Genomic DNA, 22,812 nt, shown 5'->3' with positions numbered 1-22,812 from the left:
ACATGGGTGTTGCTGAACCGCTTACTGAACGGTCGGAGTCTCGCCAGCCGCCTGCATGCGTTGCAGTTCTTGTGCGTACAGCGCGTCGAAGTTCACCGGCGCCAGCATCAGGGCCGGGAACGAGCCGCGGGTCACCAGGCTGTCCAGGGTCTCGCGAGCATACGGGAACAGGATGTTCGGGCAGAACGCGCCGAGGGTGTGGCTCATCGAAGCGTCGTCCAGGTTCTTGATCAGGAAGATCCCGGCCTGTTGCACTTCAGCGATGAACGCCACTTCGTCACCGTTTTTCACGGTCACGGACAAGGTCAGCACGACTTCGTGGAAGTCGCCTTCCAGGGCCTTTTGACGAGTGTTCAGATCCAGACCGACGCTTGGCTCCCACTGCTGGCGGAAGATCGCCGGGCTTTTCGGGGCTTCGAACGACAAGTCACGTACGTAGATGCGCTGCAAGGAGAATTGCGGTGCGGTTTCTTCTTCGCTAGCTGCAGTGTTCTGTTGGTCAGTCATCTCAGATCCTTTCTGATCTTGGGGTCTTATAGGGAAGGCGTTCAGGCCTTGAGCATGGCGTCGAGCTTGCCGGCGCGCTCAAGGGCAAACAAATCATCACAGCCACCAATGTGGCGCTCGCCGATCCAGATCTGCGGCACGGACGTACGTCCGGCCTTCTGGGCCATGGCGGCGCGCACCTGCGGCTTGCCATCGACCTTGATCTCTTCGAAGGCCACGCCTTTGTTTTCGAGCAGGTACTTGGCTCGCGAACAGTAAGGGCAGTAATCGCTGGAATAGACGACGACGTTGCTCATATCACTTCACCAGCGGCAGGTTATCGCCTTTCCAGCTGGAAATACCGCCGGACAGCTTGGCGGCGGTGTAGCCGGATTTCATCAGTTCGCGGGCATGGGTGCCGGCGGTCTGGCCCATGGCATCGACCAGGATGATGGTCTTGGCCTTGTGCTTTTCCAGTTCGGCAATGCGAGCGGTCAGCTTGTCGTGAGGAATGTTCAACGCGCCAACAATGTGACCGGCGGCGAAATCCTTGACCGGACGGATGTCGATTACAACGCCCGCGTCCTTGTTGACCAAGCCGGTCAGTTCACCGGTGCTCAGGCTGCGGCCGCCGCCTTGCATCTGATAAGCGATCAGCAACGCCAGCAGTACGACGAAGATACCGACGAGCAGATAGTGGTTAGTGGCGAATTGAATCAGGTTAGCAACCATCGAAGGAGGTTCCAGGGCGTTAAAATGTCGGCCAGTATACACAGCCACTATGGTGGGCCAAACCCCGTCCGGCGGTGACGGCGCAGGAACTTCGCTTTAAACTGCCACTCCCTTTTCCATCGCCCTCTTTTAATTCAGCCACGAGTGGAATCCATGACTACCACGCCTAAACCTTTGGTCCTGATTATTCTCGACGGCTTCGGTCACAGTGAGAGCCCTGAATCCAACGCCGTGTTTGCGGCGAAGAAGCCCGTACTGGACCGCTTGTGGGCCACTGTGCCGAACGGCCTGATCTCCGGCAGCGGCATGGACGTCGGCCTGCCGGACGGCCAGATGGGCAACTCCGAAGTCGGCCACATGAACCTGGGTGCCGGTCGCGTGGTGTATCAAGACTTTACTCGCGTGACCAAATCGATCCGCGACGGCGAGTTTTTCGAAAACCCGACCATCTGCGCCGCTGTGGATAAAGCCGTTGCTGCCGGCAAAGCCGTGCACTTCATGGGCCTGCTGTCCGATGGCGGCGTTCACAGCCACCAGGATCACCTGGTCGCCATGGCCGAACTGGCTTACAAGCGCGGCGCCGAAAAAATCTACCTGCACGCCTTCCTCGATGGCCGCGACACCCCGCCGAAAAGCGCCCAGTCGTCCATCGAACTGCTCGACGCGACTTTCCAGGCGTTGGGCAAAGGCCGGATCGCCAGCATCATCGGCCGTTATTTCGCCATGGACCGTGACAACCGTTGGGACCGCGTATCCCAGGCCTACAACCTGATTGTCGACGGCAACGGCGAATTCAACGCCGCCACCGCACAGGAAGGGCTGCAAGCTGCCTATGAGCGTGGCGAGAGCGACGAATTCGTCAAAGCCACCTCCATCGGCGAGCCGGTGAAAGTCGAAGATGGCGACGCCGTGGTCTTCATGAACTTCCGCGCCGACCGCGCCCGTGAGCTGACCCGCGTGTTCGTCGAGGACGATTTCAAGGAATTCGAACGTGCGCGCCAGCCGAAACTGGCCGGTTTCGTGATGCTGACCCAATACGCCGCCAGCATCCCTGCGCCATCGGCCTTTGCCGCCGGCAGCCTGGACAACGTGCTGGGCGATTACCTGGCGAAAAACGGCAAGACCCAGCTGCGCATCGCCGAAACCGAGAAATACGCCCACGTGACCTTCTTCTTCTCCGGCGGTCGCGAAGAACCGTTCCCGGGCGAAGAACGCATCCTGATTCCGTCGCCGAAAGTCGCCACCTACGACTTGCAGCCCGAGATGAGTGCCCCGGAAGTCACCGACCGCATCGTCGAGGCCATCGAAAACCAGCGTTACGACGTGATCGTGGTCAACTACGCCAACGGCGACATGGTTGGCCACAGCGGCGTGTTTGATGCGGCGGTGAAAGCCGTTGAATGCCTGGACCTGTGCGTCGGCCGTATCGTCGAAGCGCTGGACAAGGTTGGCGGTGAAGCGCTGATTACGGCCGACCACGGCAACGTCGAGCAAATGTCCGATGCCTCCACCGGCCAGGCACACACCGCTCATACCACCGAGCCAGTGCCGTTCATCTATGTCGGCAAGCGGAACTTCAAGGTGCGTGATGGCGGCGTGCTGGCGGATGTCGCGCCGACGATGCTGATGCTGCTGGGGATGGAAAAACCATCTGAAATGACCGGCACGTCGATTCTGGTGTAACCAGATCCATCTGACGACGCCAAACCCTGTGGGAGCGAGCCTGCTCGCGATAGCAATCTGACAGCCAACATCATTGTTGAATGTCAGGGCGCCATCGCGAGCAGGCTCGCTCCCACAGTGGTTTTGGAGTGTTTTCAGAGGCAACGCTGCTCCGGTTATCACACAACCCCAATTGGGCGTTTTTTTTGCGGCGCTTGGCGGGCATACTAGGCCGTCCCTTTCCCTGGTGTCGCCCGCCTCTATGCTTCGCGTCCTGATAGCCCTTGCCCTGACTTGCCTGCTCCAACCGGCCTTCGCTGATGAGCGCGCGCAAACCCAACAACAGTTGGACGCCACGCGTCAGGATATTGCCGAGCTGAAAAAACTGCTGGGCAAGCTGCAGGAAGAAAAATCCGGTGTGCAGAAAGACCTCAAAGGCACCGAGACCGAGATGGGCAAGCTCGAGAAGCAGGTCGAAGCCCTGCAAAAAGAGCTGAAGAAAAGCGAATCCGAGCTGCAGCGACTCGATGCTGAGAAAAAAAAACTCCAGAGCGCGCGCACTGAACAGCAACGACTGATCGCCATTCAGGCCCGTGCGGCCTATCAGAACGGCCGTCAGGAGTACTTGAAGCTCCTGCTGAACCAGCAGAATCCGGAAAAATTCGCCCGAACCCTCACCTATTACGACTACCTGAGCCAGGCCCGCCTGGAGCAGCTGAAGAATTTCAACGAAACCTTGCGCCAACTGGCTAACGTCGAAAAAGACATCGCCCTGCAACAGGCACAATTGCTGGTGCAGAAGAGCAGCCTCGACAGCCAGCGCGACGAACTCGACAAGGTTCGCAAGGAGCGCCAGCAAGTCCTGGCCAAGTTGAGCGACGACGTGAAGGCGCGCGACCAGAAGCTGGCCGCCCGCGAGCAGGATCAGGCAGACCTGTCTAAAGTCCTTAAAACCATCGAAGAAACCCTGGCCCGCCAGGCACGAGAGGCTGAAGAGGCGCGACAAAAAGCGCTCATCGCCCAGCAGGAAGCCGAAAAAAAGCGTTTACGTGAGGCTCAGGAGCAGGCGAATGCCACTGACGCCCCACGCAAACCGGTCAAGTCGAACCCTGGCGCATTGGTTTCCAGTTCAGGCGAGACCTTTGGCGGCCCTTTTGCTTCAAGCCGGGGAAGACTTCCGTGGCCGGTTGATGGTCGACTGCTGGCACGCTTCGGTGAATCCCGTGGCGACGACGCCCGAACCAAGTGGGACGGCGTGATGATCAGCGCCTCCGCCGGCAGCCAGGTGCACGCCGTGCATGGCGGTCGCGTGGTATTCGCCGACTGGTTGCGTGGCGCCGGGCTGCTGGTGATTCTCGACCATGGCAACGGTTTTCTGAGTCTTTATGGTCACAACCAGACGCTGCTCAAGTCTGCGGGTGACGTAGTAAAAGCCGGTGAGTCCATCTCCACTGTCGGTAACAGTGGCGGGCAGGACACACCAGCGCTGTATTTCGCTATTCGTCAGCAGGGTCACCCGAGTGATCCGGCGCAATGGTGTCGTGCGCAAGGATAAGTACGCCATCTACTTCAGGAGTTCGTTAGACATGCTGCATTTGTCCCGCCTTACCTCGCTGGCCCTGACGATCGCCCTGGTGATCGGCGCGCCTCTGGCGTTTGCCGCTCAACCGGCCCCGGCGGTCGCGCCTGCGGGCACTGCTGCGACCACCAAGGCGCCGTTGCCTCTGGAAGAGTTGCGCACCTTTGCCGAGGTCATGGATCGGATCAAGGCCGCCTATGTCGAACCGGTGGACGACAAGACCCTGCTGGAAAACGCCATCAAAGGCATGCTCAGCAACCTCGATCCGCACTCCGCCTATCTGGGCCCGGAAGACTTCGCTGAATTGCAGGAAAGCACCAGCGGCGAATTCGGCGGCCTGGGCATCGAAGTCGGCGCTGAAGACGGTTTCATCAAAGTGGTTTCGCCCATCGATGACACCCCGGCGTCCAAGGCTGGCATTCAGGCTGGCGACTTCATCGTGAAGATCAACGGCCAGCCGACTCGCGGCCAGAGCATGACCGAAGCCGTCGACAAGATGCGCGGCAAGATCGGCCAGAAAATCACCCTGACCCTGGTGCGCGACGGCGGTACGCCGTTCGACGTGACCCTGACCCGCGCCATCATTCAGGTGAAGAGCGTCAAGGCGCAGCTGCTGGAGTCGGGCTACGGCTACATCCGCATCACTCAGTTCCAGGTCAAGACCGGCGAAGAAGTGTCCAAAGCCCTGGCCAAGTTGCGCAAGGACAACGGCAAGAAGCTCAACGGCATCATTCTCGACCTGCGCAACAACCCGGGCGGCGTGCTGCAATCGGCAGTGGAAGTGGTCGACCACTTCATCACCAAGGGCCTGATCGTTTACACCAAGGGCCGCATCGCCAACTCCGAACTGCGCTTCTCGGCCACCGGCAAAGACGAAAGCGAAGCCGTGCCAATGGTTACGCTGATCAACGGCGGCAGCGCCTCGGCCTCGGAAATTGTCGCCGGCGCCTTGCAGGATCAGAAACGCGCGGTGGTCATGGGCACCACCAGTTTCGGCAAAGGCTCGGTACAAACCGTGCTGCCACTGAACAACGACCGCGCGCTGAAGATCACCACGGCGCTGTACTACACGCCGAACGGCCGCTCGATCCAGGCCCAGGGCATCGTCCCGGACATCGAAGTGCGCAGGGCCAAGATCACCAACGAGCAGGACAGCGAATACTTCAAGGAAGCCGATCTGCAGGGTCACTTGGGCAATGGCAACGGCGGCGCCGACAAACCGAGCGGTTCCAGCAGCAAGGCCAAGGCAATGCCGCAGGATGACGATTACCAGCTGGCCCAGGCGCTGAGCCTGCTCAAAGGGCTGAGCATCACCTCCGGTCGCTGAGGTGCGCCTGCGGCTGCTGATCGGTCTGCTGTGCTGTCTGGCGGGCGTTGCCCACGCAACGCCCGCTACCGCTGCGCCGCAGAAAGCCTATCTCACGTTGATCATCGATGACCTGGGGCAGAACCTGCCGCGGGATCGTCGCGTGCTGGCCCTGCCCGGCCCGGTAACAGCGGCGATCATGCCCGACACCCCCCACGCCACCGAATTCGCCCGCGAGGCCCATCGCGCCGGCAAGATCGTCATCCTGCACATGCCCATGGACCCGGCCACCGGCCCGTTTGCCTGGCATCCCGATTTGCCCATCGACGAACTTGAGAAACGCCTGAGCGCGGCGTTCAAGGTCGTGCCTTACACCGCCGGCATCAACAACCATATGGGCAGTCGCATGACCGCTCAGCAACCGGCCATGGCCTGGTTGATGGCGGACTTGCAGCGCCGGCACAAGCTCTTCGTCGACAGCCGCACCAGCGCACAGACCGTCGCGGCAGCCGAGGCACAGAAGATTGGGTTGGCAAGCGTTTCGCGGGATGTGTTTCTGGATGACGAGCGCACCGAAGCGGCGATTTTCACGCAGTTGCAGACGGCGATTAATTTGGCACACAAGCAAGGCTCGGCGGTGATGATCGGGCATCCGTATCCGCAAACGCTGGCGGTGCTGGAGAGGGAACTGCCCAAGCTCAAGGCTCAGGGCATTGAGTGGATCGACATCAAGCAGATGATCAGCGTGCGCAGCAATCGCGCGACGGCTGCGCATGGAAAGGATGGCGTGTACCGCTAATCCGCAACGACACAAAACCACTGTGGGAGCGAGCCTGCTCGCGATGGCGGTGAATCAGCCAACAGTGATGTTGACTGACACTGCCTCATCGCGAGCAGGCTCGCTCCCACACTTGATCAGAGATACCGCGCCATGATGTCGTCCACCACGCCTTCTTTGCGCAGCTGATCCAGCGCGGCTTGCAGCTTGGCCACCACGTCATCTGGAACGTCTTTGTTCAACGCCAGATAGAGTTCGGCGCTATTGAACCGCAACACGGTCTTGAGACCGTTAACGCCCTCCTGACGCGCCAGATAGCGCCCGGCCGGATCGCCCGTGGCCCACAAATCAATCTGACCACTCACCAGCTTCTTTGCGTTGTCCTGATCGCGCAGCACGACAATGGGCTTCAACCCTTGCTTAGCGAGCGTCTCGGCAATCGCATCGCCCTTGTATGCGCCGATCTTGTATTTGCGCGCCTGATCCAGCGTCTCCAGGCTGATCTTGCTGTCAGCCTTGGCCAGCATGATCCAGTCGTCCGGGCCAATCGGGCCGACCCACTTGAAGAGCTTTTCGCGGTCCGGCAAGCGCGCCATCACGAACACGCCGTAACCGGGTTTTTCGAGGGCGAGCTTGTAGATTCGCTCCCAAGGGAAGCGCAGCGTCAGGCTGTAGGTGACGTCGGCACGTTTGAACATCTCGCGGACGATGTCCACGGCAATGCCATTGATGTTCTCGTCCTGAGCGAAGTTCTTGCCGTTCTTCGCCATGTTGTATGGCGGGAAATTTTCCGTCAGTAACACCAGGTCGGTGTCGGGACTTTCTTCAGCGTGGGCTCCATTGATGAGCAACAGAGAAGCGCTGGCGAGGACAAGAAGCAGGCGTTTGATCATGTTGGGCTACCGAAATCCATGGCGTGCCCAAGAGTGCCTTGAGCCCGCCATGCTGTCCACTGGCCTTCATGGATTTGTTTAGCGCATGACGATTCCGCGATGCGCCATGTAGGCCTTGGCTTCCTGCACCGTGTATTCGCCGAAGTGGAAAATACTCGCCGCCAATACGGCGCTGGCGTGACCTTCGATGATGCCGTCGGCCAGATGCTGCAGGTTGCCGACGCCGCCGGAGGCAATCACCGGGATACCCAGCGCATCGCTGATGGCGCGGGTGACGCCCAGGTCGAAACCGTTTTTCATGCCGTCCTGATCCATGCTGGTCAGCAGGATTTCACCGGCACCCAGGCCTTCCATCTTCTTCGCCCACTCAACGGCGTCGAGGCCGGTTGGCTTGCGCCCGCCGTGGGTGAAGATCTCCCAGCGCGGGGTTTCGCCCGGACCGGAGACTTTCTTGGCGTCGATAGCGACGACGATGCACTGCGAGCCGAAATGCTGGGCCGCTTCGCCGACGAATTCCGGGTTGAACACCGCTGCGGTGTTGATCGAAACCTTGTCCGCACCGGCATTCAGCAAGTTGCGAATGTCCTGCACCGTGCGCACACCACCGCCCACCGTCAGCGGGATGAACACCTGGCTGGCCATGCGCTCGACGGTGTGCAGCGTGGTGTCGCGGCCATCGACGCTGGCGGTGATGTCGAGAAAGGTAATCTCGTCAGCGCCCTGCTCATCGTAGCGACGGGCGATTTCCACCGGATCGCCGGCATCACGAATGTTCTCGAACTTGACGCCCTTGACCACCCGGCCGTTGTCCACGTCCAGGCAAGGGATGATGCGTTTGGCCAGCGCCATGGTCAGTCCTCAGCCTTTGTACGAATCGCAGAAAGCTTGCGCTTCAGCGACATCGAGGGTGCCTTCGTAGATCGCCCGGCCGGTGATGGCGCCGATGATGCCTGGCGCCTTGGCGTCCAGCAGCGACTTGATGTCACCGAGGTTGTGAATGCCGCCGGAAGCGATGACCGGAATGCGCGTGGCAGCGGCCAGGGCAGCGGTGAACGGTACGTTGCAACCCTGCATCATGCCGTCTTTGGCGATGTCGGTATAAACGATCGCGGACACGCCATCGGCTTCGAACTGCTTGGCCAGGTCGATCACCTGAATGGTGCTGATTTCCGCCCAACCGTCAGTGGCGACGAAACCGTCTTTGGCGTCCAGACCGACGATCACTTTGCCCGGGAACGCACGGCACGCTTCAGCGACGAAGGCCGGATCTTTGACGGCTTTGGTGCCGATAATCACGTAGCTCACGCCTGCTTTGACGTAGTGCTCGATGGTTTCCAGGGAACGGATACCGCCACCGATCTGGATCGGAAGGTTCGGGTAGCGCTTGGCAATGGCTGTGACCACTTCGCCGTTGACCGGCTGGCCTTCGAAGGCGCCGTTCAGGTCGACCAGATGCAGACGACGGCAACCGCCCTCCACCCACTTGGCAGCCATGCTCACCGGGTCATCGGAGAACACCGTGGAATCTTCCATGCGGCCCTGGCGCAGACGAACACAGGCACCGTCTTTAAGATCGATAGCGGGAATAATCAGCATGCTTTTTCCTTCGTCCAAAGAGCTGCAAGCTGCAAGCTATAAGCTGCAAGCACGCACGCGTTTCTACTTCTTGCAGCTTGCAGCTTAAAGCTTGCAGCTGCTCCTATGCTTTCTCGAGCGCCCACAAGTCGCTTTCGATGCTTTCGAACCTCTCTTTGAGGTGCGTCTGCACATCGAAAATCGCCCTGTTGTAATAGTGCGGCGCAATTTCGCGAGTAAACAGCTCAAGGATTTCAGCCGCTTCGAACGAACCCAGGTCCAGTTCGAAGCGATCTTCCATGAAGCGTTTGATCTTGTGATTGGCCTCGTTCTCCTGTTCGGGAGTGAGGGTCAGGATCGGCGGCTTCTTCTTGGCAGCCATTTACCAGCGACCATCCCACGCGGCGAAGTTCTGCAGCAATTGCAGGCCATGGGTATGGCTCTTCTCCGGGTGGAACTGCACGGCGAAACGCGAGCCATCGGCCAGCGCCGCGGCGAAATCGACACCGTAATGACCGCCACCCACCACCTGCCGCGCATTGCCGGCGGCGATGTAGTAGCTGTGCACGAAGTAGAAACGCGCCAGATCCGGAATGTTGTGCCACAGCGGGTGACTCACCGTCTGCTTCACTTCGTTCCAGCCCATGTGCGGGACTTTCAGGTGTTCGCCGTCTTCGTGCAGGTCCTTGCCGAAGAACTTCACCTGGCCTGGAAACAGACCGATGCAATCGACGCCGTCGTTCTCTTCACTGCTGTCGAGCAAGGCTTGCATGCCGACACAGATGCCGAGAAACGGACGGTCCTGGCTGACTTCGCGCACCAGCGAATCGAAGCCCAGGCGACGGATCTCCGCCATGCAATCGCGAATCGCGCCGACGCCGGGAAAAACCACCCGGTCGGCTTCGCGAATCACATCGGCATCGCTGGTGATCAGGACCTTGCCGGCACCGACGTGCTCGAGGGCCTTGGCCACCGAGTGCAGGTTGCCCATGCCGTAATCGATAACCGCGACCGTCTGCATTACAGAACGCCTTTGGTCGACGGCATCTGACCGGCCATGCGGTCATCGAGCTCTACGGCCATGCGCAGGGCGCGGCCGAATGCCTTGAACACGGTTTCGATCTGGTGGTGGGTGTTGGTGCCACGCAGGTTGTCGATGTGCAGGCTGACCAGCGCATGGTTGACGAAGCCCTGGAAGAATTCCTGGAACAGGTCAACGTCGAAGCCGCCAACGGTGGCGCGGGTGTAGGGAACATGCATCTGCAGGCCAGGACGGCCGGAGAAGTCGATCACCACACGCGATAGCGCTTCATCGAGCGGGACATAGGCGTGGCCGTAGCGACGGATGCCTTTTTTGTCGCCGATGGCTTTGGCGAAGGCCTGACCCAAAGTGATACCAACGTCTTCCACCGTGTGGTGGTCGTCGATATGCAGGTCGCCTTTGCTGACAATATCCAGGTCGATCAGCCCGTGACGGGCGATCTGGTCCAGCATGTGCTCAAGAAAAGGGACACCGATATCAAATCGGGCCTTTCCGGTGCCATCCAGGTTGATCGAGGCTTTGATCTGGGTTTCCAGAGTGTCGCGCTCGACTGACGCCTTACGTTCGGCCATCACCAGCTCCGCAAAATCATTGGGCGAAAAAGGCAGCCATTATAGGGGCGCGGACGGGAAACAGAAACACGGGAGGTGATATCACTGACGGAGTGAATCCGGGAGTATCGGGGATAGACATGTCCATACAAGCGGATTTGATGGCGCCTCAAACAAATGTGGGAGCGAGCCTGCTCGCGAAAGGGCCTTCACATTCAACATCTCTGTCGACTGTCAGACCGCATTCACGAACAGGCTCGCTCCCACAGGGGCAGTGCGTTTTACTTAGTGGAACAGAACCGCCGTCTTCTGCAGGGTCACCCAGACACCCCACGCCAACGGAATCCCCACCACCAGCCACGCAGCAATCGCCAACGGCTTGGTGCCCGGCGCCGCTTTCCACTCCAGCACGGTGCTGGCATCAGCACCCTTGTCGTGGCCCAGCGCCTGTTCGGCAGCCAGTTCGGCGTCGGTCATGAAGTACTTGTCGGCCACCGGGCGAACCATCAGGTTGCACAGGAAACCCAGCACCAGCAGACCCGCGAGGATGTACAAGGTGATGTCGTAAGCCGCGGCGCGCTCAACGCCGATGCTCAACTGATACTCACGAATGTAGTTCACCAACACCGGACCCAACACGCCCGCCGCCGCCCACGCCGTCAGCAGACGACCGTGGATCGCGCCAACCATTTGCGTACCGAACAGGTCTGCCAGGTAAGCCGGCACGGTCGCAAAACCACCGCCGTACATCGACAGGATGATGCAGAACGCCGCCACGAACAGCGCAACGTTACCCAGGTGACCGAGGTTCGGGATCAGCGCGTACAGGGCAAAGCCCAGGGCGAAGAACACGAAATAGGTGTTTTTACGGCCCAGGTAATCCGAGAACGACGCCCAGAAGAACCGGCCACCAATGTTGAACAGGCTCAACAAACCGGTGAAACCGGCCGCAATCGCCGCGATAGAAGCCAGTTGCCCGGCGTCCAACTGACCGAACGGCAGGTCAACACCGATCAATTTACCGCCGAACACTTCCTGCAACAGCGGCGAAGCCATGCCCAGGATGCCGATACCCGCCGACACGTTCAGGCACAGCACCAGCCACACCAGACGGAATTGCGGGGTTTTCCACGCCACATTCACGTGGACGTGACGGTGAGTGATCATCGCGTTCGAAGCTTTCTTCGCCGGAGCAGTCCAGCCTTCAGGTTTCCAGCCGGTTGGCGGCACGCGGTAGGACAGTGCACCGCCGATCATGAACACGAAGTAGATCGCGGCCATCACCAGGAAGCTCTGCCACACACCGACGCTGTCTGCCGAAGCGAAGTGGCCCATCAGGGCTGCGGCCAGCGGAGCACCGACCATCGCACCACCACCGAAGCCCATGATCGCCATGCCGGTCGCCATGCCGCGCTTGTCCGGGAACCACTTGATCAGGGTCGACACCGGCGAGATGTAACCCAACCCCAGGCCGATACCGCCAATGACCCCGGAGCCGATCCACATCAGCCAGATCTGGTGGGTATAAATCCCCAGCGCCGAAATCAGCAGACCACCACACCAGCACAGCGCCGATACAACGCCAGCCTTGCGAGGCCCGGCGTGTTCCAGCCAGCCGCCCCAGATCGCTGCCGAGCAGCCGAGGAAGATGAAGAACAGGGTGTAGATCCAGCCGAGCATCGAGATCGGCCAGTCACATTGCGACGAGAAGACTTGCGAGATGAAGCTCATGTCCGGCGCGCAGGCTACCGGCTTGGTCACGCCCAGGGCTTTGGACAGTGGCAACCAGAACACCGAGAAGCCGTAAGCCATGCCGATGCACAGGTGGATGGCCAGTGCGGCCGGTGGTACCAGCCAACGGTTGAAACCGGGCTTGGCGATGATGCGTTCCTTGGACAGGAACCCGGGCTGATTGGCTGTAAAGCCATCCGCCGTGATACTCGTGGTCATTGTGTATCCCCCAATTATTAGTATGGTTCGCCAGCCACTCTTCGCCCCCAGCCTTATGCGCACGCATGACTGTCTTTTTCAGGGTGAAGCTCCATTTTGGTGCGACATCACGTCGCAGAAGGACGGACGAACCGGCAGAGGTTACCATCTGTACGTGACAGAAAAACCAAAGTGATATCACCTTTGTGTAAGTCATCTGTTCTCGTACCACTGAAGGAACCGCCATGCCGATCATTGTCGAGCTGCTGCACGAAGCCACTTATCAGGATCAGCAAGACCTGCAAAAAATTTACCGCGACGCTCCGGACTGGCTGTTCGCCCCGTTTTCAGGGGGGTTGCAGCTGATCGAAAGCTGCCTGGAAGACGGTTCGCTGATCGCCGGACGCTTCAATGATCGGCTGCTCGGCGCGGCTCGCTTGCAACGAAACCACGACGTTTGGCACTTGTCCCAAATCTGCGTGCGAAAAATTACCCGTCGCCGTGGCGTTGCCGAACGAATGGTGGACGAAGCGCGGAAAATGGCTTCGCAATCGGACGCTACATTGCGTCTGCTGGCACCTGCCGGGCATCTCGAAGCTCAGGCACTGGCCGCCAAGCTGAAAGTGCCGCTGGATGTGCTGCCGACGTGATCGCTGACCGGTCGTCCGCTTCGGAGCGCTATACTCCCCGGCTAAATTTCGAATTCGACTAACTACAAGGACTCGCCCATGAAAGCGTTCGGCAAAATCCTGGGTCTGGTGCTTCTCGGGCTGTTGCTGATCATTGTGGCGCTGGGCTTTGCCCTGACCCACCTCTTCGATCCCAACGACTATAAAGACGAGATTCGCCAGATTGCCCGCGACAAGGCCCACATCGAGCTGACGCTCAATGGCGATATCGGCTGGAGCCTGTTCCCGTGGCTTGGCCTGGAATTGCACGAAGCCAGTGTCGCGACCCTGGCCAAACCCACCGAACCGTTCGCCGACTTGCAGATGCTGGGTCTGTCTGTGCGCGTGCTGCCGCTGCTGCGCCGCGAAGTGCAGATGAGTGACGTGCGCGTCGAAGGCCTTAACCTGCGCCTGAACCGCGACAAGGACGGCCACGGCAACTGGGAAGACATCGGCAAGGCCCCGGCGCCAGTCACCCCGGCCACGCCAGCCGCTACTGCTGGCGAACCTGCGCCTGCGCCGACCACCACCGCCCAGGCGGAAAAACCGGCCCAACCGATTCGCCTGGACATCGACAGCCTGACCGTCAACAACGCCCGCGTTGAATACAACGACGAGAAGACAGGCAAGCAGTTCAGCGCCGAAAGCATCCAGCTGAGCACCGGCCCGGTCCACGACTCGACCAACATTCCGGTCAAACTCACCGCGTTCCTCGGCACCAATCAGCCGGTCCTGCGGGTACGCACCGAGCTCAATGGCGAGCTGCGTTTCGAACGCGCCTTGCAGCGCTACAAATTCGAGGACATGAAGCTCTCCGGCGAAGTCGCCGGCGATCCTCTGCAAGGCAAGACCATGACCTTTGCCGCCCAAGGTCAGTTGCTGCTGGATAAAGCCGCGAACGTCGCCGAATGGACCGGTATCAAGATCTCTGCCAACCAAATGCGCGCACTGGGCGAGTTGAAGGTCAACGACCTCGACAAGACGCCGCAAATCAGCGGCGGCATTTCGATTGCTCAGTTCGACCTGGCGAAATTCGTCGACAGCATCGGCCAGACACTCCCGGCCATGGCCGAAGGCAGCCTGAGCAAGGTCGAGCTGGTCAGCCGTCTGGCGGGCACGCCTGCGAGCCTGTCGCTCGACAACATCAACCTGAAAGTCGACGACAGCAGCTTCAGTGGCCGCATCGCCGTCGAGGACTTCGCCAAGCAATCGCTGCGCGCAACCCTCAAGGCCGACACCTTCAACGTTGACCGCTATCTGCCACCCAAGTCCGCCGAAGCCAGTAGCGCGACGCAAGTGCGTCAGGCCGAAGTCGCCAGCACCGAAGCCGACGCCATGGCGGGTGCCGGCAGCACACCGTTGCCCGCCGCACCGACCAAAACTGCGTGGAGTACTGAACGCCTGTTGCCGGTAGAACGCTTGCGCAAACTCGACGTGCAGGCCGACCTGACCTTCGGCCAGTTGACCCTCGACAAACTGCCGATTCAGAACGCAACGCTCAAGGCCGCTGGCCAAGGCGGCCTGCTGACTCTGGAGGAACTGCGCGGCGACCTGTACGGTGGCAACTTCGAAGCCAAGGGCACCCTGGACGTGCGCCCGGAAGTACCGGCGCTGAACATGCAGACGCGCATCACCAAAGTGCCCGTGGAAAAAATCCTTGAAAGCCAAGGGAAGAATCCACCGGTCAAAGGCCTGGTGACGCTCAACAGCGCGCTGACCGGCAGCGGCAACAGCCAGCAAGCGCTGATCGAGACGCTCAACGGCAACGCCAGTTTCGTCATCAACAACGGCGTGCTGCTCAACGCCAACCTTGAACAACAGCTGTGCAAAGGCATCGCCACACTCAACCGCAAAAGCCTCAGCGGCGAGCCACGGGGCAAGGACACTCCGTTCCAGGAGCTCAACGGTAACCTGACCTTCCGTAACGGCGTGGCCAGCAATCCTGACCTGAAAGTGCGCATCCCGGGCATGACCGTCAAAGGTGACGGCGACGTCGACCTGCGAGTACTGGGCATGGATTATCGCGTCGGCGTGATCGTCGAAGGCGACAAGAGCGACATGCCGGACCCGGCCTGCCAGGTCGGCGAGAAGTTCGTCGGCATAGAGTGGCCGCTGCGCTGCCGTGGCCCGCTGGAACTGGGCGCCAAGGCGTGCCGTCTCGATAACGAACGCATGGGCGAAGTCGCGAGCAAACTGGCCGGCGAACGGATCGGCGAGAAAATCGACGAGAAGCTTGGCGACAAGGTCAGCCCTGAACTGAAAAATGCGTTGAAGGGGCTGTTCAAGCGATGAGAGCCGAGCAGTTTTCAACGGCGGTGCTGGACTGGTACGACCGCCACGGCCGCCACGATTTGCCCTGGCAACAAGGCATCACGCCGTATCGGGTGTGGGTCTCGGAGATCATGCTGCAACAGACCCAGGTCAGCACCGTGCTGAATTACTTCGACCGTTTCATGGCTTCGCTGCCGACGGTCGAGGCCCTGGCCGCCGCGCCGGAAGACGAAGTGCTGCACCTGTGGACCGGCCTGGGTTACTACACTCGCGCACGCAATTTGCAGAAAACCGCAAAGATCGTCGTGGCCGAGTACGGCGGCGAGTTTCCGCGAGATGTCGAAAAGCTTGTCGAGTTGCCGGGCATCGGCCTGTCCACGGCTGGCGCCATCGCCAGCCTAAGCATGGGCCTGCGGGCGCCGATCCTCGATGGCAACGTCAAACGGGTGCTGGCGCGCTTTACCGCGCAAGAGGGATATCCGGGCGAGCCGAAGGTCGCCAAACAGCTGTGGGCGAACGCTGAGCGCTTCACGCCGCATGATCGGGTCAACGCCTACACCCAGGCGATGATGGATCTGGGCGCCACGCTCTGCACCCGCAGCAAACCGAGTTGCCTGCTCTGCCCGCTGGAAAAGGGCTGCGAAGCGCACATGCTTGGCCTGGAAACCCGCTACCCGATCCCGAAGCCGCGCAAGACCGTGCCACAGAAGCGCACGTTGATGCCGATGCTCGCCAACGGCGAAGGCGCGATTCTGCTTTACCGCCGGCCTTCTACGGGCTTGTGGGGCGGTTTGTGGAGCCTGCCGGAACTCGATGACCTCGACGACCTGCAACATCTGGCCTCGCAGCACTCGCTGGAACTGGGCACGCAACAAGCGCTGCCGAGTCTGGTCCACACCTTCAGCCACTTCCAGTTGTCCATCGAACCCTGGCTGGTTCAGGTCCAGGAGGCCGGCCATCACGTGGCCGAGGCCGACTGGCTCTGGTATAACCTCGCCACCCCGCCGCGCCTGGGCCTTGCCGCCCCGGTCAAAACCTTGCTCGAACGCGCGGCCGCCGTATTGAACGCAGGAGAGTTGTCATGACCCGCACCATCATGTGCCGCAAGTACAAAGAAGAATTGCCCGCCCTGGAGCGCGCTCCATTCCCGGGCGCCAAAGGTCAGGACATTTTTGACCATGTCTCGGCCAAGGCCTGGGCCGACTGGCAGAAACACCAGACCCTGCTGATCAACGAAAAACGCCTGAACATGATGAACGCCGAAGACCGCAAATACCTTCAGGGCGAGATGGACAAGTACTTCTCTGGCGAGGAATACGCCAAGGCTGACGGCTACGTTCCGCCCGCGGAATAATCCCGATTTATCGGGGGTCGGAACGTAAGCGACGGTAATAGTTAAATTTTTTTTGAAAACTTGCTTGACGACCCCCTGAAAAACCAGTTTAATGCGCCCCGTTGCCCAGATAGCTCAGTCGGTAGAGCAGGGGATTGAAAATCCCCGTGTCGGCGGTTCGATTCCGTCTCTGGGCACCAAATACCGAAAACCCTGAATCGCAAGATTCAGGGTTTTTTTATGCCTGGGATTTGATAACGACAATCCACCGCAGCACAGCTGCCGGAAAACAATCACGCTTTAGTACGCCGTCTCGATGATGGCACCATGCTATTATTTCCCCCGTGCATGGAATAAAGCCGACATTGATCCCGATGCCCCGCATCCGAATCAGCCGATACAGGATAGAGACAGCGCAAGGAGTGCGTGCATTTCACCCCTCCCCGCAAAACACTGCCCTCCCCTGTTCGACGACACGAAGCCAGCCTTCCAGGCACGCTCCCTTCTCGAAAGTCCTGAACATGGAACAGTTATGTCTGACATCAATGAACTGAAAGACAAGGTCAACACCAAAACCTTGAACATGGTCCTGCTGTCGATTGCGACCGCCGGGATCTACTTGCTGTTGTGGTTGTACAAGAGCAACCAGAAGATCAACGAAACCACGAAAATCAAAGTGGTCGACGACACCTACGTCATCTGGGTCGCCGTCTGCCTTGGCTGGAGCGGCGCGTTGTCGAACCTGGGTGACGTGTTGTTCGACTCGCTTTCCGGCATTTTGCTGATCGCATTGAACGCGCTGTACATCGTATGGGCCTTCAAGGCAAAAAACGCACTGTCGGAATACGCCCTCAACGAGCACAAAATCGACCTGCGCATGAACGGGTTCTATACCTTCTTCCTGAACATTTTTTACGTGAACTACTGCATCAACGACTTGCCTGAAGAGCAGCGTAAACAACTGATCCTGCGTGGCCAGACGACGCAAGCCTGATCAACTGGCGAGGGGCAGTCTCGAAGGACTGCCACCGTCACTCATCACCCTTCCAGTTGAACACCAGATTACGCACCCCAGCGCTGCCGACATCTGTCGTGTCGCGCTTTTCCTCACCATTACGGGTGGCGACCACGGTGTACTTGCCGGCCGGTAACTGGACGTAAACCAGAGGCCCTGCCTGACTGAGTGTCAGCACTGATTGACCTTGAGCACTCTGGATAACCAATTCAACATCCGGTACATATTTGCCCTCCGGCCCAATGGAAAAGGTCATGTGCAGGTTGTAGCCGGTCGCTTGCTGAATGGCCTTCGCTTCATCCTCGCCAATACCGCCGGACAGATAGGTAATCCCGTTCTGTTCCTGGCGCTGAATCTGCACGCCTGTACTGTCGATGGGCTCCAGGCTCGCGGCCCCTGACATGGCGGGAAACATCAGCACACCGATGGTGGCGATGGAAAACATGAGGGAATGGATGGACTTCATGATGGTGGCTCCCGGGTTCCACGGAACCCAATCGTTACTCCTTTTGGATTTCTCGCTGGATGCTCAAGTTTTAGATTGATTGGTACTTGAACTCACTGCGAATCGGACTACACGTTGTATTCCTCGAGCACGCATTCCAGTCGGATTGCTCCTGCAAAACGAATCCGGCATTTCCTGCGGATATCCCGGCCGCGCCCTGCATCGCCGCCCTGCACTCTTTTGCCATCCTCTTTCGCCTGTTCCTCCAGCTGCGGAAGACTTCAGGAGCATGGTCAAAACCGAAAACACTCAAGACCCACAACTCGCTTCTCTGGTGGGCAACCTTGGCGAATTGATACGTCAGGCGCGCCAGAAAGTGCTGCGAGCGGTCGATACCGTTCAGGTGCAAACCTGCTGGCAGATTGGAAGGCATATTGTCGAGTTCGAGCAGGAGGGGGCTCGACGGGCGGGTTATGGCAAACAGCTGCTGTCTACGCTGGCGAAGGTACTGACAGCGGAGTTCGGGAAAGGCTTTGACGAAACCAATTTGCGAAAAATGCGCCTGTTTTATCAGGCGTTTCCAATTCGAGACGCACTGCGTCTCGAATTGAGCTGGACCCACTACCGCAGGCTGCTGCGAGTCGACAGTGATAAGGCGCGCAAGTGGTACATGGACGAATCTGCCAACCAAAACTGGTCAAGCCGAGCCCTGGAACGCCAAATCAGCACCCTCTACTACGAACGCCTGCTTATGAGTCGGGACAAGTCTGCCGTCATGACAGAAGCCATTACGAATATCCACGCGATGAACGACAATCCCAGGGAGTTCGTTAGAGATCCCGTGATGCTGGAGTTTCTTGGTTTGCCCGATACCGGGGTGATACTGGAGACCGAACTTGAACAAGCACTCATCAAGCAACTTCAGGGCTTCCTGCTTGAGCTGGGAAAAGGTTTTGCATTTATCGCTCGACAACAACGAATAAGCACCGAAGGCAGAGACTTCTATATCGATCTGGTGTTCTACAACTACTTGCTCAATTGCTTCGTCATCTTCGACCTGAAGCGCGGCGAATTAACCCATCAGGATGTCGGACAGATGGACATGTATGTACGCATGTACGACGACCTTAAGCGCAAGGAAGCAGATGGTCCAACCGTCGGCATCATTCTTTGCGCTCAAAAAAACGAGTCAGTGGTGCGTTACTCAGTATTACAGGGGAACGAACAACTGTTCGCCAGCAAATACAAACTAGTGCTGCCCAGCGAAGATGAACTACGTGCTGAGCTGGATCGAGAACGGGCGGCAATCGAGGAGCGACTGCTTGATCTGATCCCCTGATAAACACGGGCGGATTGTTCACACGCGGTGTGAGGACTATCGTTGGCAACTACCCGCAAAGGTCCAAAGCCGATGAATTTGCAGGACATGCCTTCACTGGCACCAACTCAGATCGAATTGTCGCTGACCACCGATACTGCGGGCGAACCGTTCAAGGAGCCCGCCGCAGACGCCTTCATCCTCGGCGGCTTCACTTGGCGGCACGCCTCTCAGGACCGCGCGCGCCCGGTCGTCATCATCAACGCGGCCACCTCGGTTCGTTGCCGGCATTATTCGCGCTTCGCCGACTACTTGTTCGCCAACGATTTCGATGTCATCACCTATGACTACCGCGGCATCGGCGAGTCGCGCCCAACGTCGTTGAAAGGGTTGCAGGCGTCATGGTCCGATTGGGGCGCGCTGGATTTCGAGGCGATGCTCAAGCGCGCGCAGCGCGAATTCCCAGGCCAACCCATTGATGTCGTCGGTCACAGCTTTGGAGGCTGTGCAGCGGGTCTGGGAGCGTCCGGGCATTTGATTCGGCACTTGGTGACAGTCGGCGCGCAATTCGCTTACTGGCGCGACTATGCGCCCACCCATCGCTGGCGGATGTTCGGCAAGTGGCATGTGGTGATGCCGTTGATGACCCTGCTTTACGGCTACTTCCCCGGCAAACGCCTCGGCTGGCTGGAGGACACGCCCGCTGCGGTGGTTCGCGACTGGAGCACCCCCACGGCTCGCTACGAAACGCGGCCCAGTGGTCGCCTCATGCACGCAAAAACCGGCCGGCTTCCCTTTGCATCAGTCACCGCAAAAACCCTGGCCATCAGCATCAGCGACGACCCATACGGTACGATTGCCGCCATCGAGCGCCTGCTCGGCTACTTCACCCACAGCACAAATACCCACCTGCGAATCGCCCCCGAAGACATCGGCGAAGAAGAAGTCGGACATTTCGCCTTTTTTCGCAGCGCATACCAAGCCACACTATGGCCCATTGCATTGTCCTGGCTGCAGACCGGCGAACTGGCCCCCGACACACCCGGGCGGCGCGTGCCACGCAGCTGATGGACTTGCCCACTCAACGAAATACGGAACGACCCCCATGGCCTCCGCCAACAAGCAGCAAAAACGCGCCACACGCGCCAAAGCCAAGGCCAAGCAGAACCGCACCCAACGGGCCGCCGCGCCGGTGGAACTGGACCCGAATGACGATCGCATCGACTTCGAATCGGTGGACCTGACCGAACTGTTCAAAAAAATGATCGACGCCGAAAAAATCAGCCAGCAAGCAATGTGCATGGCCTTCCTCGAAGACCCGCTGCTGGAACTGGTGTACGAGCAGGAAGGCGAAGAAGGTGCGATGGATTTCATCCTCGCAGCGCTGATCGAATATCGCCAATGGTCCACCGAAGTCGATGAAGCCGGCGCCCTGGCGTGGATCGAATCGCCAGCCTTCCAGGCTGACTATGTCGCGGCGTCCGACGTCATTGCGGCCCAAACCCAACAGAAAGCGAACTGAATTTAATGGCATCCCTGAACAAACAGCAAAAACGCGCCAAACGGGCCAAGATCAAAGCCAAACAAATCAACATCCACGGCCGCAAACCCGCCGCACTGGACGATGACCTGGGCGAAATCGGCGAGCCGATCCCGGAATACACCCTGGCGATGTTCAGCAAAATGCGCGACGCCGAAGCCATCAGCCGCAACGACATGCTGCAGGCCCTGCTGTCGGACCTCGCCGAAATCATCAGCGACCACCCCGAACTGCTGGACATGGAAAATGCCGACAACGAAGCCATGGCCGCCACTCACCTGGCCGCCGACATGCTGATCGACTACCGCATGTGGACCGATGGCATGGACCGCGATGCCGCACAGGCGTGGCTGACCGATCCGCAGTTCATCACTGATTTTGGCGATGCGCTGGACAGCTATCGTCAGTCGCTGGATGCGCAGGAAGACAAGAGCGAATAAATACTCGCCCTTGAAAGCAAAAACGGCCGCTTGTCATCACTGACAGCGGCCGTTTTTTATGTCCATTTCCAAAGCTCATCGACCTCTCGTCATCGGATAGGTATATCCCATTGACATATCCCAATAGAGATCTATTCTCTGGACTCAGACACCAGTAAAAACGCAGGAGGCCACAATGGAACAGACTACCCTTTTCATGAGCAATCGAAGCCAGGCTGTCCGTCTGCCGAAAGCTGTGGCGATGCCAAGTGACGTCAAACGGGTCAACGTATTTGCCATCGGTCGGGCTCGCATCATTACGCCTGCAGACGAGACATGGGATAGCTGGTTCGATGGAGATAACGTCAGCACAGATTTTATGACTGATCGCCAACAACCCGCCGATCAGGAGCGTGAGTCGTTCTGATGATCAAGTTCATGCTCGATACCAATATCTGTATTTTCACCATCAAGAACAAACCGCAAATAGTCAGAGAAGCTTTCAACTTGCATGACGGACAGTTATGCATCAGCGCGATTACGCTGATGGAGTTGATCTACGGTGCCGAAAAATCAGCGACCCCCGAAAAGAACCTCGCGGTAATTGAAGGCTTCACAGCCCGCCTTGAAGTTTTCCCTTTCGACAATGAAGCAGCCGCGCATACCGGAATGATACGGTCCGAGCTAGCGAAGGCCGGAACGCCCATTGGTCCCTATGACCAAATGATTGCCGGACATGCGCGCTCACGAGGGTTAATTGTCGTCACCAACAATCTGCGTGAGTTCGAACGGGTGCCAGGATTACGTGTAGAGGATTGGGTTCATCCCGATTGAATCGAATAAAGCTAACGAAAAAAAAAGACCGCTTGTCATCACTGACAGCGGCCGTTTTTTTTAAACCTTCAAACAACAATCAGGCAGCAACACCTTCCAGACGCGGAATATCAAAACCCAGCTTGGCGCTGGCATAACCCAGTTCGCCTTTGGCGATGGACTGAGCCTTGTAGCCGGCATCGATCAGGTCCTTAACGTACAGCTTGTTGTAGATGAACATGAACACCAGGTTGCTGAGGCTGAACGTGAAGCAGGCCACGACGAACATGATCGCCGCCCACTTGAAATCACCACGGAACAAAGCCGGGAAAAAGCCAAAGAAAAACACGGTCCACGAGAAGCCGATTGGCGCTTCTTTCATGGCTCCGGTGTTAGGGTTTTTGAACACAACCGATGTAAACGCCATGCCTGTCTCCTTGATGCCCCAATGGGTTGG

27 protein-coding genes and 1 tRNA gene are annotated in these 22,812 nt (G+C 58.9%); 16 read left to right on the top strand and 12 right to left on the bottom strand.

The window, feature by feature from the left end; all coding sequences use genetic code 11:
* Positions 1-21: 21 nt before the first annotated feature.
* Genes secB through HP062_RS22525 form a run of 3 tightly spaced genes read right to left on the bottom strand, consistent with a single transcriptional unit; the run spans position 22 to position 1,218 of the window.
* On the bottom strand, positions 22-507 hold the full coding sequence (secB, locus tag HP062_RS22535) for a protein-export chaperone SecB (RefSeq protein ID WP_007949026.1): 486 nt from the start codon (positions 505-507) through the stop codon (positions 22-24).
* 41 nt (positions 508-548) lie between these two features.
* Positions 549-803 (bottom strand): glutaredoxin 3, encoded by a 255-nt coding sequence (grxC, locus tag HP062_RS22530; protein ID WP_010464569.1) that lies wholly within the window; start codon positions 801-803, stop codon positions 549-551.
* Position 804: 1 nt separating this feature from the next.
* The gene (locus HP062_RS22525; protein ID WP_010464571.1) at positions 805-1,218 is read right to left on the bottom strand and encodes a rhodanese-like domain-containing protein; all 414 of its coding nucleotides are present in this window, start codon (positions 1,216-1,218) and stop codon (positions 805-807) included.
* Between the two features lie 153 nt (positions 1,219-1,371).
* Between HP062_RS22525 and gpmI the strand changes: the two genes are divergently transcribed.
* The 4 genes from gpmI to HP062_RS22505 all read left to right on the top strand — a co-directional run bounded on the left by gpmI (position 1,372) and on the right by HP062_RS22505 (position 6,564).
* The gene (gene gpmI / locus HP062_RS22520) at positions 1,372-2,901 is read left to right on the top strand and encodes a 2,3-bisphosphoglycerate-independent phosphoglycerate mutase (RefSeq protein WP_010464572.1); all 1,530 of its coding nucleotides are present in this window, start codon (positions 1,372-1,374) and stop codon (positions 2,899-2,901) included.
* A gap of 241 nt (positions 2,902-3,142) precedes the next feature.
* Positions 3,143-4,435: a murein hydrolase activator EnvC gene (locus HP062_RS22515; RefSeq protein ID WP_010464574.1), complete on the top strand. Its 1,293-nt coding sequence runs from the start codon at positions 3,143-3,145 to the stop codon at positions 4,433-4,435.
* A gap of 31 nt (positions 4,436-4,466) precedes the next feature.
* Positions 4,467-5,786: a S41 family peptidase gene (locus tag HP062_RS22510; protein ID WP_010464576.1), complete on the top strand. Its 1,320-nt coding sequence runs from the start codon at positions 4,467-4,469 to the stop codon at positions 5,784-5,786.
* 1 nt (position 5,787) lies between these two features.
* Positions 5,788-6,564, top strand: a complete 777-nt coding sequence (locus HP062_RS22505; protein ID WP_077747589.1) for a divergent polysaccharide deacetylase family protein — start codon at positions 5,788-5,790, stop codon at positions 6,562-6,564.
* A 116-nt stretch (positions 6,565-6,680) separates the two neighbouring features.
* Here the strand turns inward: HP062_RS22505 and HP062_RS22500 are convergent, their stop codons facing one another.
* From HP062_RS22500 to HP062_RS22470, 7 genes are all read right to left on the bottom strand, one after another.
* Complete coding sequence (locus HP062_RS22500) at positions 6,681-7,436, bottom strand: ABC transporter substrate-binding protein (protein ID WP_010464581.1); 756 nt, start codon at positions 7,434-7,436, stop codon at positions 6,681-6,683.
* Between the two features lie 78 nt (positions 7,437-7,514).
* Entirely contained in the window at positions 7,515-8,285 is a 771-nt protein-coding gene (gene hisF, locus HP062_RS22495) for an imidazole glycerol phosphate synthase subunit HisF (RefSeq protein ID WP_007972752.1), read from the bottom strand.
* Positions 8,286-8,294: 9 nt separating this feature from the next.
* Positions 8,295-9,032, bottom strand: coding sequence for a 1-(5-phosphoribosyl)-5-[(5-phosphoribosylamino)methylideneamino]imidazole-4-carboxamide isomerase (gene hisA, locus HP062_RS22490; protein WP_010464588.1), 738 nt, complete (start codon positions 9,030-9,032; stop codon positions 8,295-8,297).
* A 103-nt stretch (positions 9,033-9,135) separates the two neighbouring features.
* Positions 9,136-9,393 (bottom strand): DUF2164 domain-containing protein, encoded by a 258-nt coding sequence (locus HP062_RS22485; RefSeq protein WP_010464590.1) that lies wholly within the window; start codon positions 9,391-9,393, stop codon positions 9,136-9,138.
* A complete protein-coding gene (hisH, locus tag HP062_RS22480) occupies positions 9,394-10,032 on the bottom strand; it encodes an imidazole glycerol phosphate synthase subunit HisH (protein WP_010464592.1) in 639 nt (212 codons plus the stop codon).
* Positions 10,032-10,625, bottom strand: coding sequence for an imidazoleglycerol-phosphate dehydratase HisB (gene hisB / locus HP062_RS22475; protein WP_003218037.1), 594 nt, complete (start codon positions 10,623-10,625; stop codon positions 10,032-10,034). Before hisB ends, hisH begins: the two co-directional genes overlap by 1 nt.
* A gap of 264 nt (positions 10,626-10,889) precedes the next feature.
* Entirely contained in the window at positions 10,890-12,554 is a 1,665-nt protein-coding gene (locus HP062_RS22470) for an OFA family MFS transporter (protein ID WP_010464600.1), read from the bottom strand.
* 224 nt (positions 12,555-12,778) lie between these two features.
* On the opposite strand from HP062_RS22470, the gene HP062_RS22465 reads away from it, so the two are divergent.
* The 6 genes from HP062_RS22465 to HP062_RS22440 all read left to right on the top strand — a co-directional run bounded on the left by HP062_RS22465 (position 12,779) and on the right by HP062_RS22440 (position 17,799).
* The gene (locus HP062_RS22465; protein WP_172792051.1) at positions 12,779-13,183 is read left to right on the top strand and encodes an acetyl-CoA sensor PanZ family protein; all 405 of its coding nucleotides are present in this window, start codon (positions 12,779-12,781) and stop codon (positions 13,181-13,183) included.
* Between the two features lie 78 nt (positions 13,184-13,261).
* Positions 13,262-15,493 (top strand): AsmA family protein, encoded by a 2,232-nt coding sequence (locus tag HP062_RS22460; protein ID WP_172792050.1) that lies wholly within the window; start codon positions 13,262-13,264, stop codon positions 15,491-15,493.
* On the top strand, positions 15,490-16,557 hold the full coding sequence (gene mutY / locus HP062_RS22455; protein ID WP_077747586.1) for an A/G-specific adenine glycosylase: 1,068 nt from the start codon (positions 15,490-15,492) through the stop codon (positions 16,555-16,557). The genes HP062_RS22460 and mutY overlap by 4 nt, the downstream gene beginning before the upstream one ends.
* Positions 16,554-16,826: an oxidative damage protection protein gene (locus HP062_RS22450; RefSeq protein WP_010464608.1), complete on the top strand. Its 273-nt coding sequence runs from the start codon at positions 16,554-16,556 to the stop codon at positions 16,824-16,826. Before mutY ends, HP062_RS22450 begins: the two co-directional genes overlap by 4 nt.
* Before the next feature lie 103 nt (positions 16,827-16,929).
* Positions 16,930-17,005: transfer RNA gene (locus tag HP062_RS22445), tRNA-Phe, on the top strand.
* A 332-nt stretch (positions 17,006-17,337) separates the two neighbouring features.
* Positions 17,338-17,799, top strand: coding sequence for a DUF4234 domain-containing protein (locus HP062_RS22440; protein WP_010464610.1), 462 nt, complete (start codon positions 17,338-17,340; stop codon positions 17,797-17,799).
* A 37-nt stretch (positions 17,800-17,836) separates the two neighbouring features.
* Here HP062_RS22440 and HP062_RS22435 read toward each other — a convergent pair whose 3' ends face one another.
* Positions 17,837-18,286, bottom strand: coding sequence for a hypothetical protein (locus tag HP062_RS22435; protein WP_010464612.1), 450 nt, complete (start codon positions 18,284-18,286; stop codon positions 17,837-17,839).
* Positions 18,287-18,554: 268 nt separating this feature from the next.
* Between HP062_RS22435 and HP062_RS22430 the strand changes: the two genes are divergently transcribed.
* The 6 genes from HP062_RS22430 to vapC all read left to right on the top strand — a co-directional run bounded on the left by HP062_RS22430 (position 18,555) and on the right by vapC (position 22,376).
* On the top strand, positions 18,555-19,604 hold the full coding sequence (locus HP062_RS22430) for a YhcG family protein (protein ID WP_172792049.1): 1,050 nt from the start codon (positions 18,555-18,557) through the stop codon (positions 19,602-19,604).
* A 72-nt stretch (positions 19,605-19,676) separates the two neighbouring features.
* Positions 19,677-20,651, top strand: a complete 975-nt coding sequence (locus HP062_RS22425) for an alpha/beta fold hydrolase (protein WP_172792048.1) — start codon at positions 19,677-19,679, stop codon at positions 20,649-20,651.
* A 37-nt stretch (positions 20,652-20,688) separates the two neighbouring features.
* Positions 20,689-21,105 carry a hypothetical protein gene (locus tag HP062_RS22420; RefSeq protein WP_010464618.1) on the top strand — a complete coding sequence of 139 codons (417 nt, stop codon included), beginning with the start codon at positions 20,689-20,691 and terminating at the stop codon, positions 21,103-21,105.
* A gap of 5 nt (positions 21,106-21,110) precedes the next feature.
* Positions 21,111-21,563 (top strand): hypothetical protein, encoded by a 453-nt coding sequence (locus tag HP062_RS22415; RefSeq protein ID WP_145309168.1) that lies wholly within the window; start codon positions 21,111-21,113, stop codon positions 21,561-21,563.
* A gap of 175 nt (positions 21,564-21,738) precedes the next feature.
* On the top strand, positions 21,739-21,969 hold the full coding sequence (gene vapB, locus HP062_RS22410; RefSeq protein WP_083375253.1) for a type II toxin-antitoxin system VapB family antitoxin: 231 nt from the start codon (positions 21,739-21,741) through the stop codon (positions 21,967-21,969).
* A complete protein-coding gene (gene vapC / locus HP062_RS22405; RefSeq protein ID WP_010464625.1) occupies positions 21,969-22,376 on the top strand; it encodes a tRNA(fMet)-specific endonuclease VapC in 408 nt (135 codons plus the stop codon). Before vapB ends, vapC begins: the two co-directional genes overlap by 1 nt.
* A gap of 79 nt (positions 22,377-22,455) precedes the next feature.
* On the opposite strand, the gene HP062_RS22400 is transcribed toward vapC, so the two are convergent.
* Positions 22,456-22,782 (bottom strand): hypothetical protein, encoded by a 327-nt coding sequence (locus HP062_RS22400; RefSeq protein WP_010464627.1) that lies wholly within the window; start codon positions 22,780-22,782, stop codon positions 22,456-22,458.
* Between the last annotated feature and the right edge of the window lie 30 nt (positions 22,783-22,812).

This window comes from Pseudomonas sp. B14-6 (assembly GCF_013260315.1).
Classification (GTDB): domain Bacteria; phylum Pseudomonadota; class Gammaproteobacteria; order Pseudomonadales; family Pseudomonadaceae; genus Aquipseudomonas; species Aquipseudomonas mandelii.
Note: the sequence above shows the minus strand (reverse complement) of the source record. Positions and strands in the feature narration are given on the sequence as shown.

Coding starts and splice junctions, on each gene's coding strand:
- secB (WP_007949026.1), bottom strand. CDS start 507: ATGACTGACCAACAGAACACTGCAGCTAGCGAAGAAGAAACCGCACCG.
- grxC (WP_010464569.1), bottom strand. CDS start 803: ATGAGCAACGTCGTCGTCTATTCCAGCGATTACTGCCCTTACTGTTCG.
- HP062_RS22525 (WP_010464571.1), bottom strand. CDS start 1,218: ATGGTTGCTAACCTGATTCAATTCGCCACTAACCACTATCTGCTCGTC.
- gpmI (WP_010464572.1), top strand. CDS start 1,372: ATGACTACCACGCCTAAACCTTTGGTCCTGATTATTCTCGACGGCTTC.
- HP062_RS22515 (WP_010464574.1), top strand. CDS start 3,143: ATGCTTCGCGTCCTGATAGCCCTTGCCCTGACTTGCCTGCTCCAACCG.
- HP062_RS22510 (WP_010464576.1), top strand. CDS start 4,467: ATGCTGCATTTGTCCCGCCTTACCTCGCTGGCCCTGACGATCGCCCTG.
- HP062_RS22500 (WP_010464581.1), bottom strand. CDS start 7,436: ATGATCAAACGCCTGCTTCTTGTCCTCGCCAGCGCTTCTCTGTTGCTC.
- hisF (WP_007972752.1), bottom strand. CDS start 8,285: ATGGCGCTGGCCAAACGCATCATCCCTTGCCTGGACGTGGACAACGGC.
- hisA (WP_010464588.1), bottom strand. CDS start 9,032: ATGCTGATTATTCCCGCTATCGATCTTAAAGACGGTGCCTGTGTTCGT.
- HP062_RS22485 (WP_010464590.1), bottom strand. CDS start 9,393: ATGGCTGCCAAGAAGAAGCCGCCGATCCTGACCCTCACTCCCGAACAG.
- hisH (WP_010464592.1), bottom strand. CDS start 10,032: ATGCAGACGGTCGCGGTTATCGATTACGGCATGGGCAACCTGCACTCG.
- hisB (WP_003218037.1), bottom strand. CDS start 10,625: ATGGCCGAACGTAAGGCGTCAGTCGAGCGCGACACTCTGGAAACCCAG.
- HP062_RS22470 (WP_010464600.1), bottom strand. CDS start 12,554: ATGACCACGAGTATCACGGCGGATGGCTTTACAGCCAATCAGCCCGGG.
- HP062_RS22465 (WP_172792051.1), top strand. CDS start 12,779: ATGCCGATCATTGTCGAGCTGCTGCACGAAGCCACTTATCAGGATCAG.
- HP062_RS22460 (WP_172792050.1), top strand. CDS start 13,262: ATGAAAGCGTTCGGCAAAATCCTGGGTCTGGTGCTTCTCGGGCTGTTG.
- mutY (WP_077747586.1), top strand. CDS start 15,490: ATGAGAGCCGAGCAGTTTTCAACGGCGGTGCTGGACTGGTACGACCGC.
- HP062_RS22450 (WP_010464608.1), top strand. CDS start 16,554: ATGACCCGCACCATCATGTGCCGCAAGTACAAAGAAGAATTGCCCGCC.
- HP062_RS22440 (WP_010464610.1), top strand. CDS start 17,338: ATGTCTGACATCAATGAACTGAAAGACAAGGTCAACACCAAAACCTTG.
- HP062_RS22435 (WP_010464612.1), bottom strand. CDS start 18,286: ATGAAGTCCATCCATTCCCTCATGTTTTCCATCGCCACCATCGGTGTG.
- HP062_RS22430 (WP_172792049.1), top strand. CDS start 18,555: ATGGTCAAAACCGAAAACACTCAAGACCCACAACTCGCTTCTCTGGTG.
- HP062_RS22425 (WP_172792048.1), top strand. CDS start 19,677: ATGAATTTGCAGGACATGCCTTCACTGGCACCAACTCAGATCGAATTG.
- HP062_RS22420 (WP_010464618.1), top strand. CDS start 20,689: ATGGCCTCCGCCAACAAGCAGCAAAAACGCGCCACACGCGCCAAAGCC.
- HP062_RS22415 (WP_145309168.1), top strand. CDS start 21,111: ATGGCATCCCTGAACAAACAGCAAAAACGCGCCAAACGGGCCAAGATC.
- vapB (WP_083375253.1), top strand. CDS start 21,739: ATGGAACAGACTACCCTTTTCATGAGCAATCGAAGCCAGGCTGTCCGT.
- vapC (WP_010464625.1), top strand. CDS start 21,969: ATGATCAAGTTCATGCTCGATACCAATATCTGTATTTTCACCATCAAG.
- HP062_RS22400 (WP_010464627.1), bottom strand. CDS start 22,782: ATGGCGTTTACATCGGTTGTGTTCAAAAACCCTAACACCGGAGCCATG.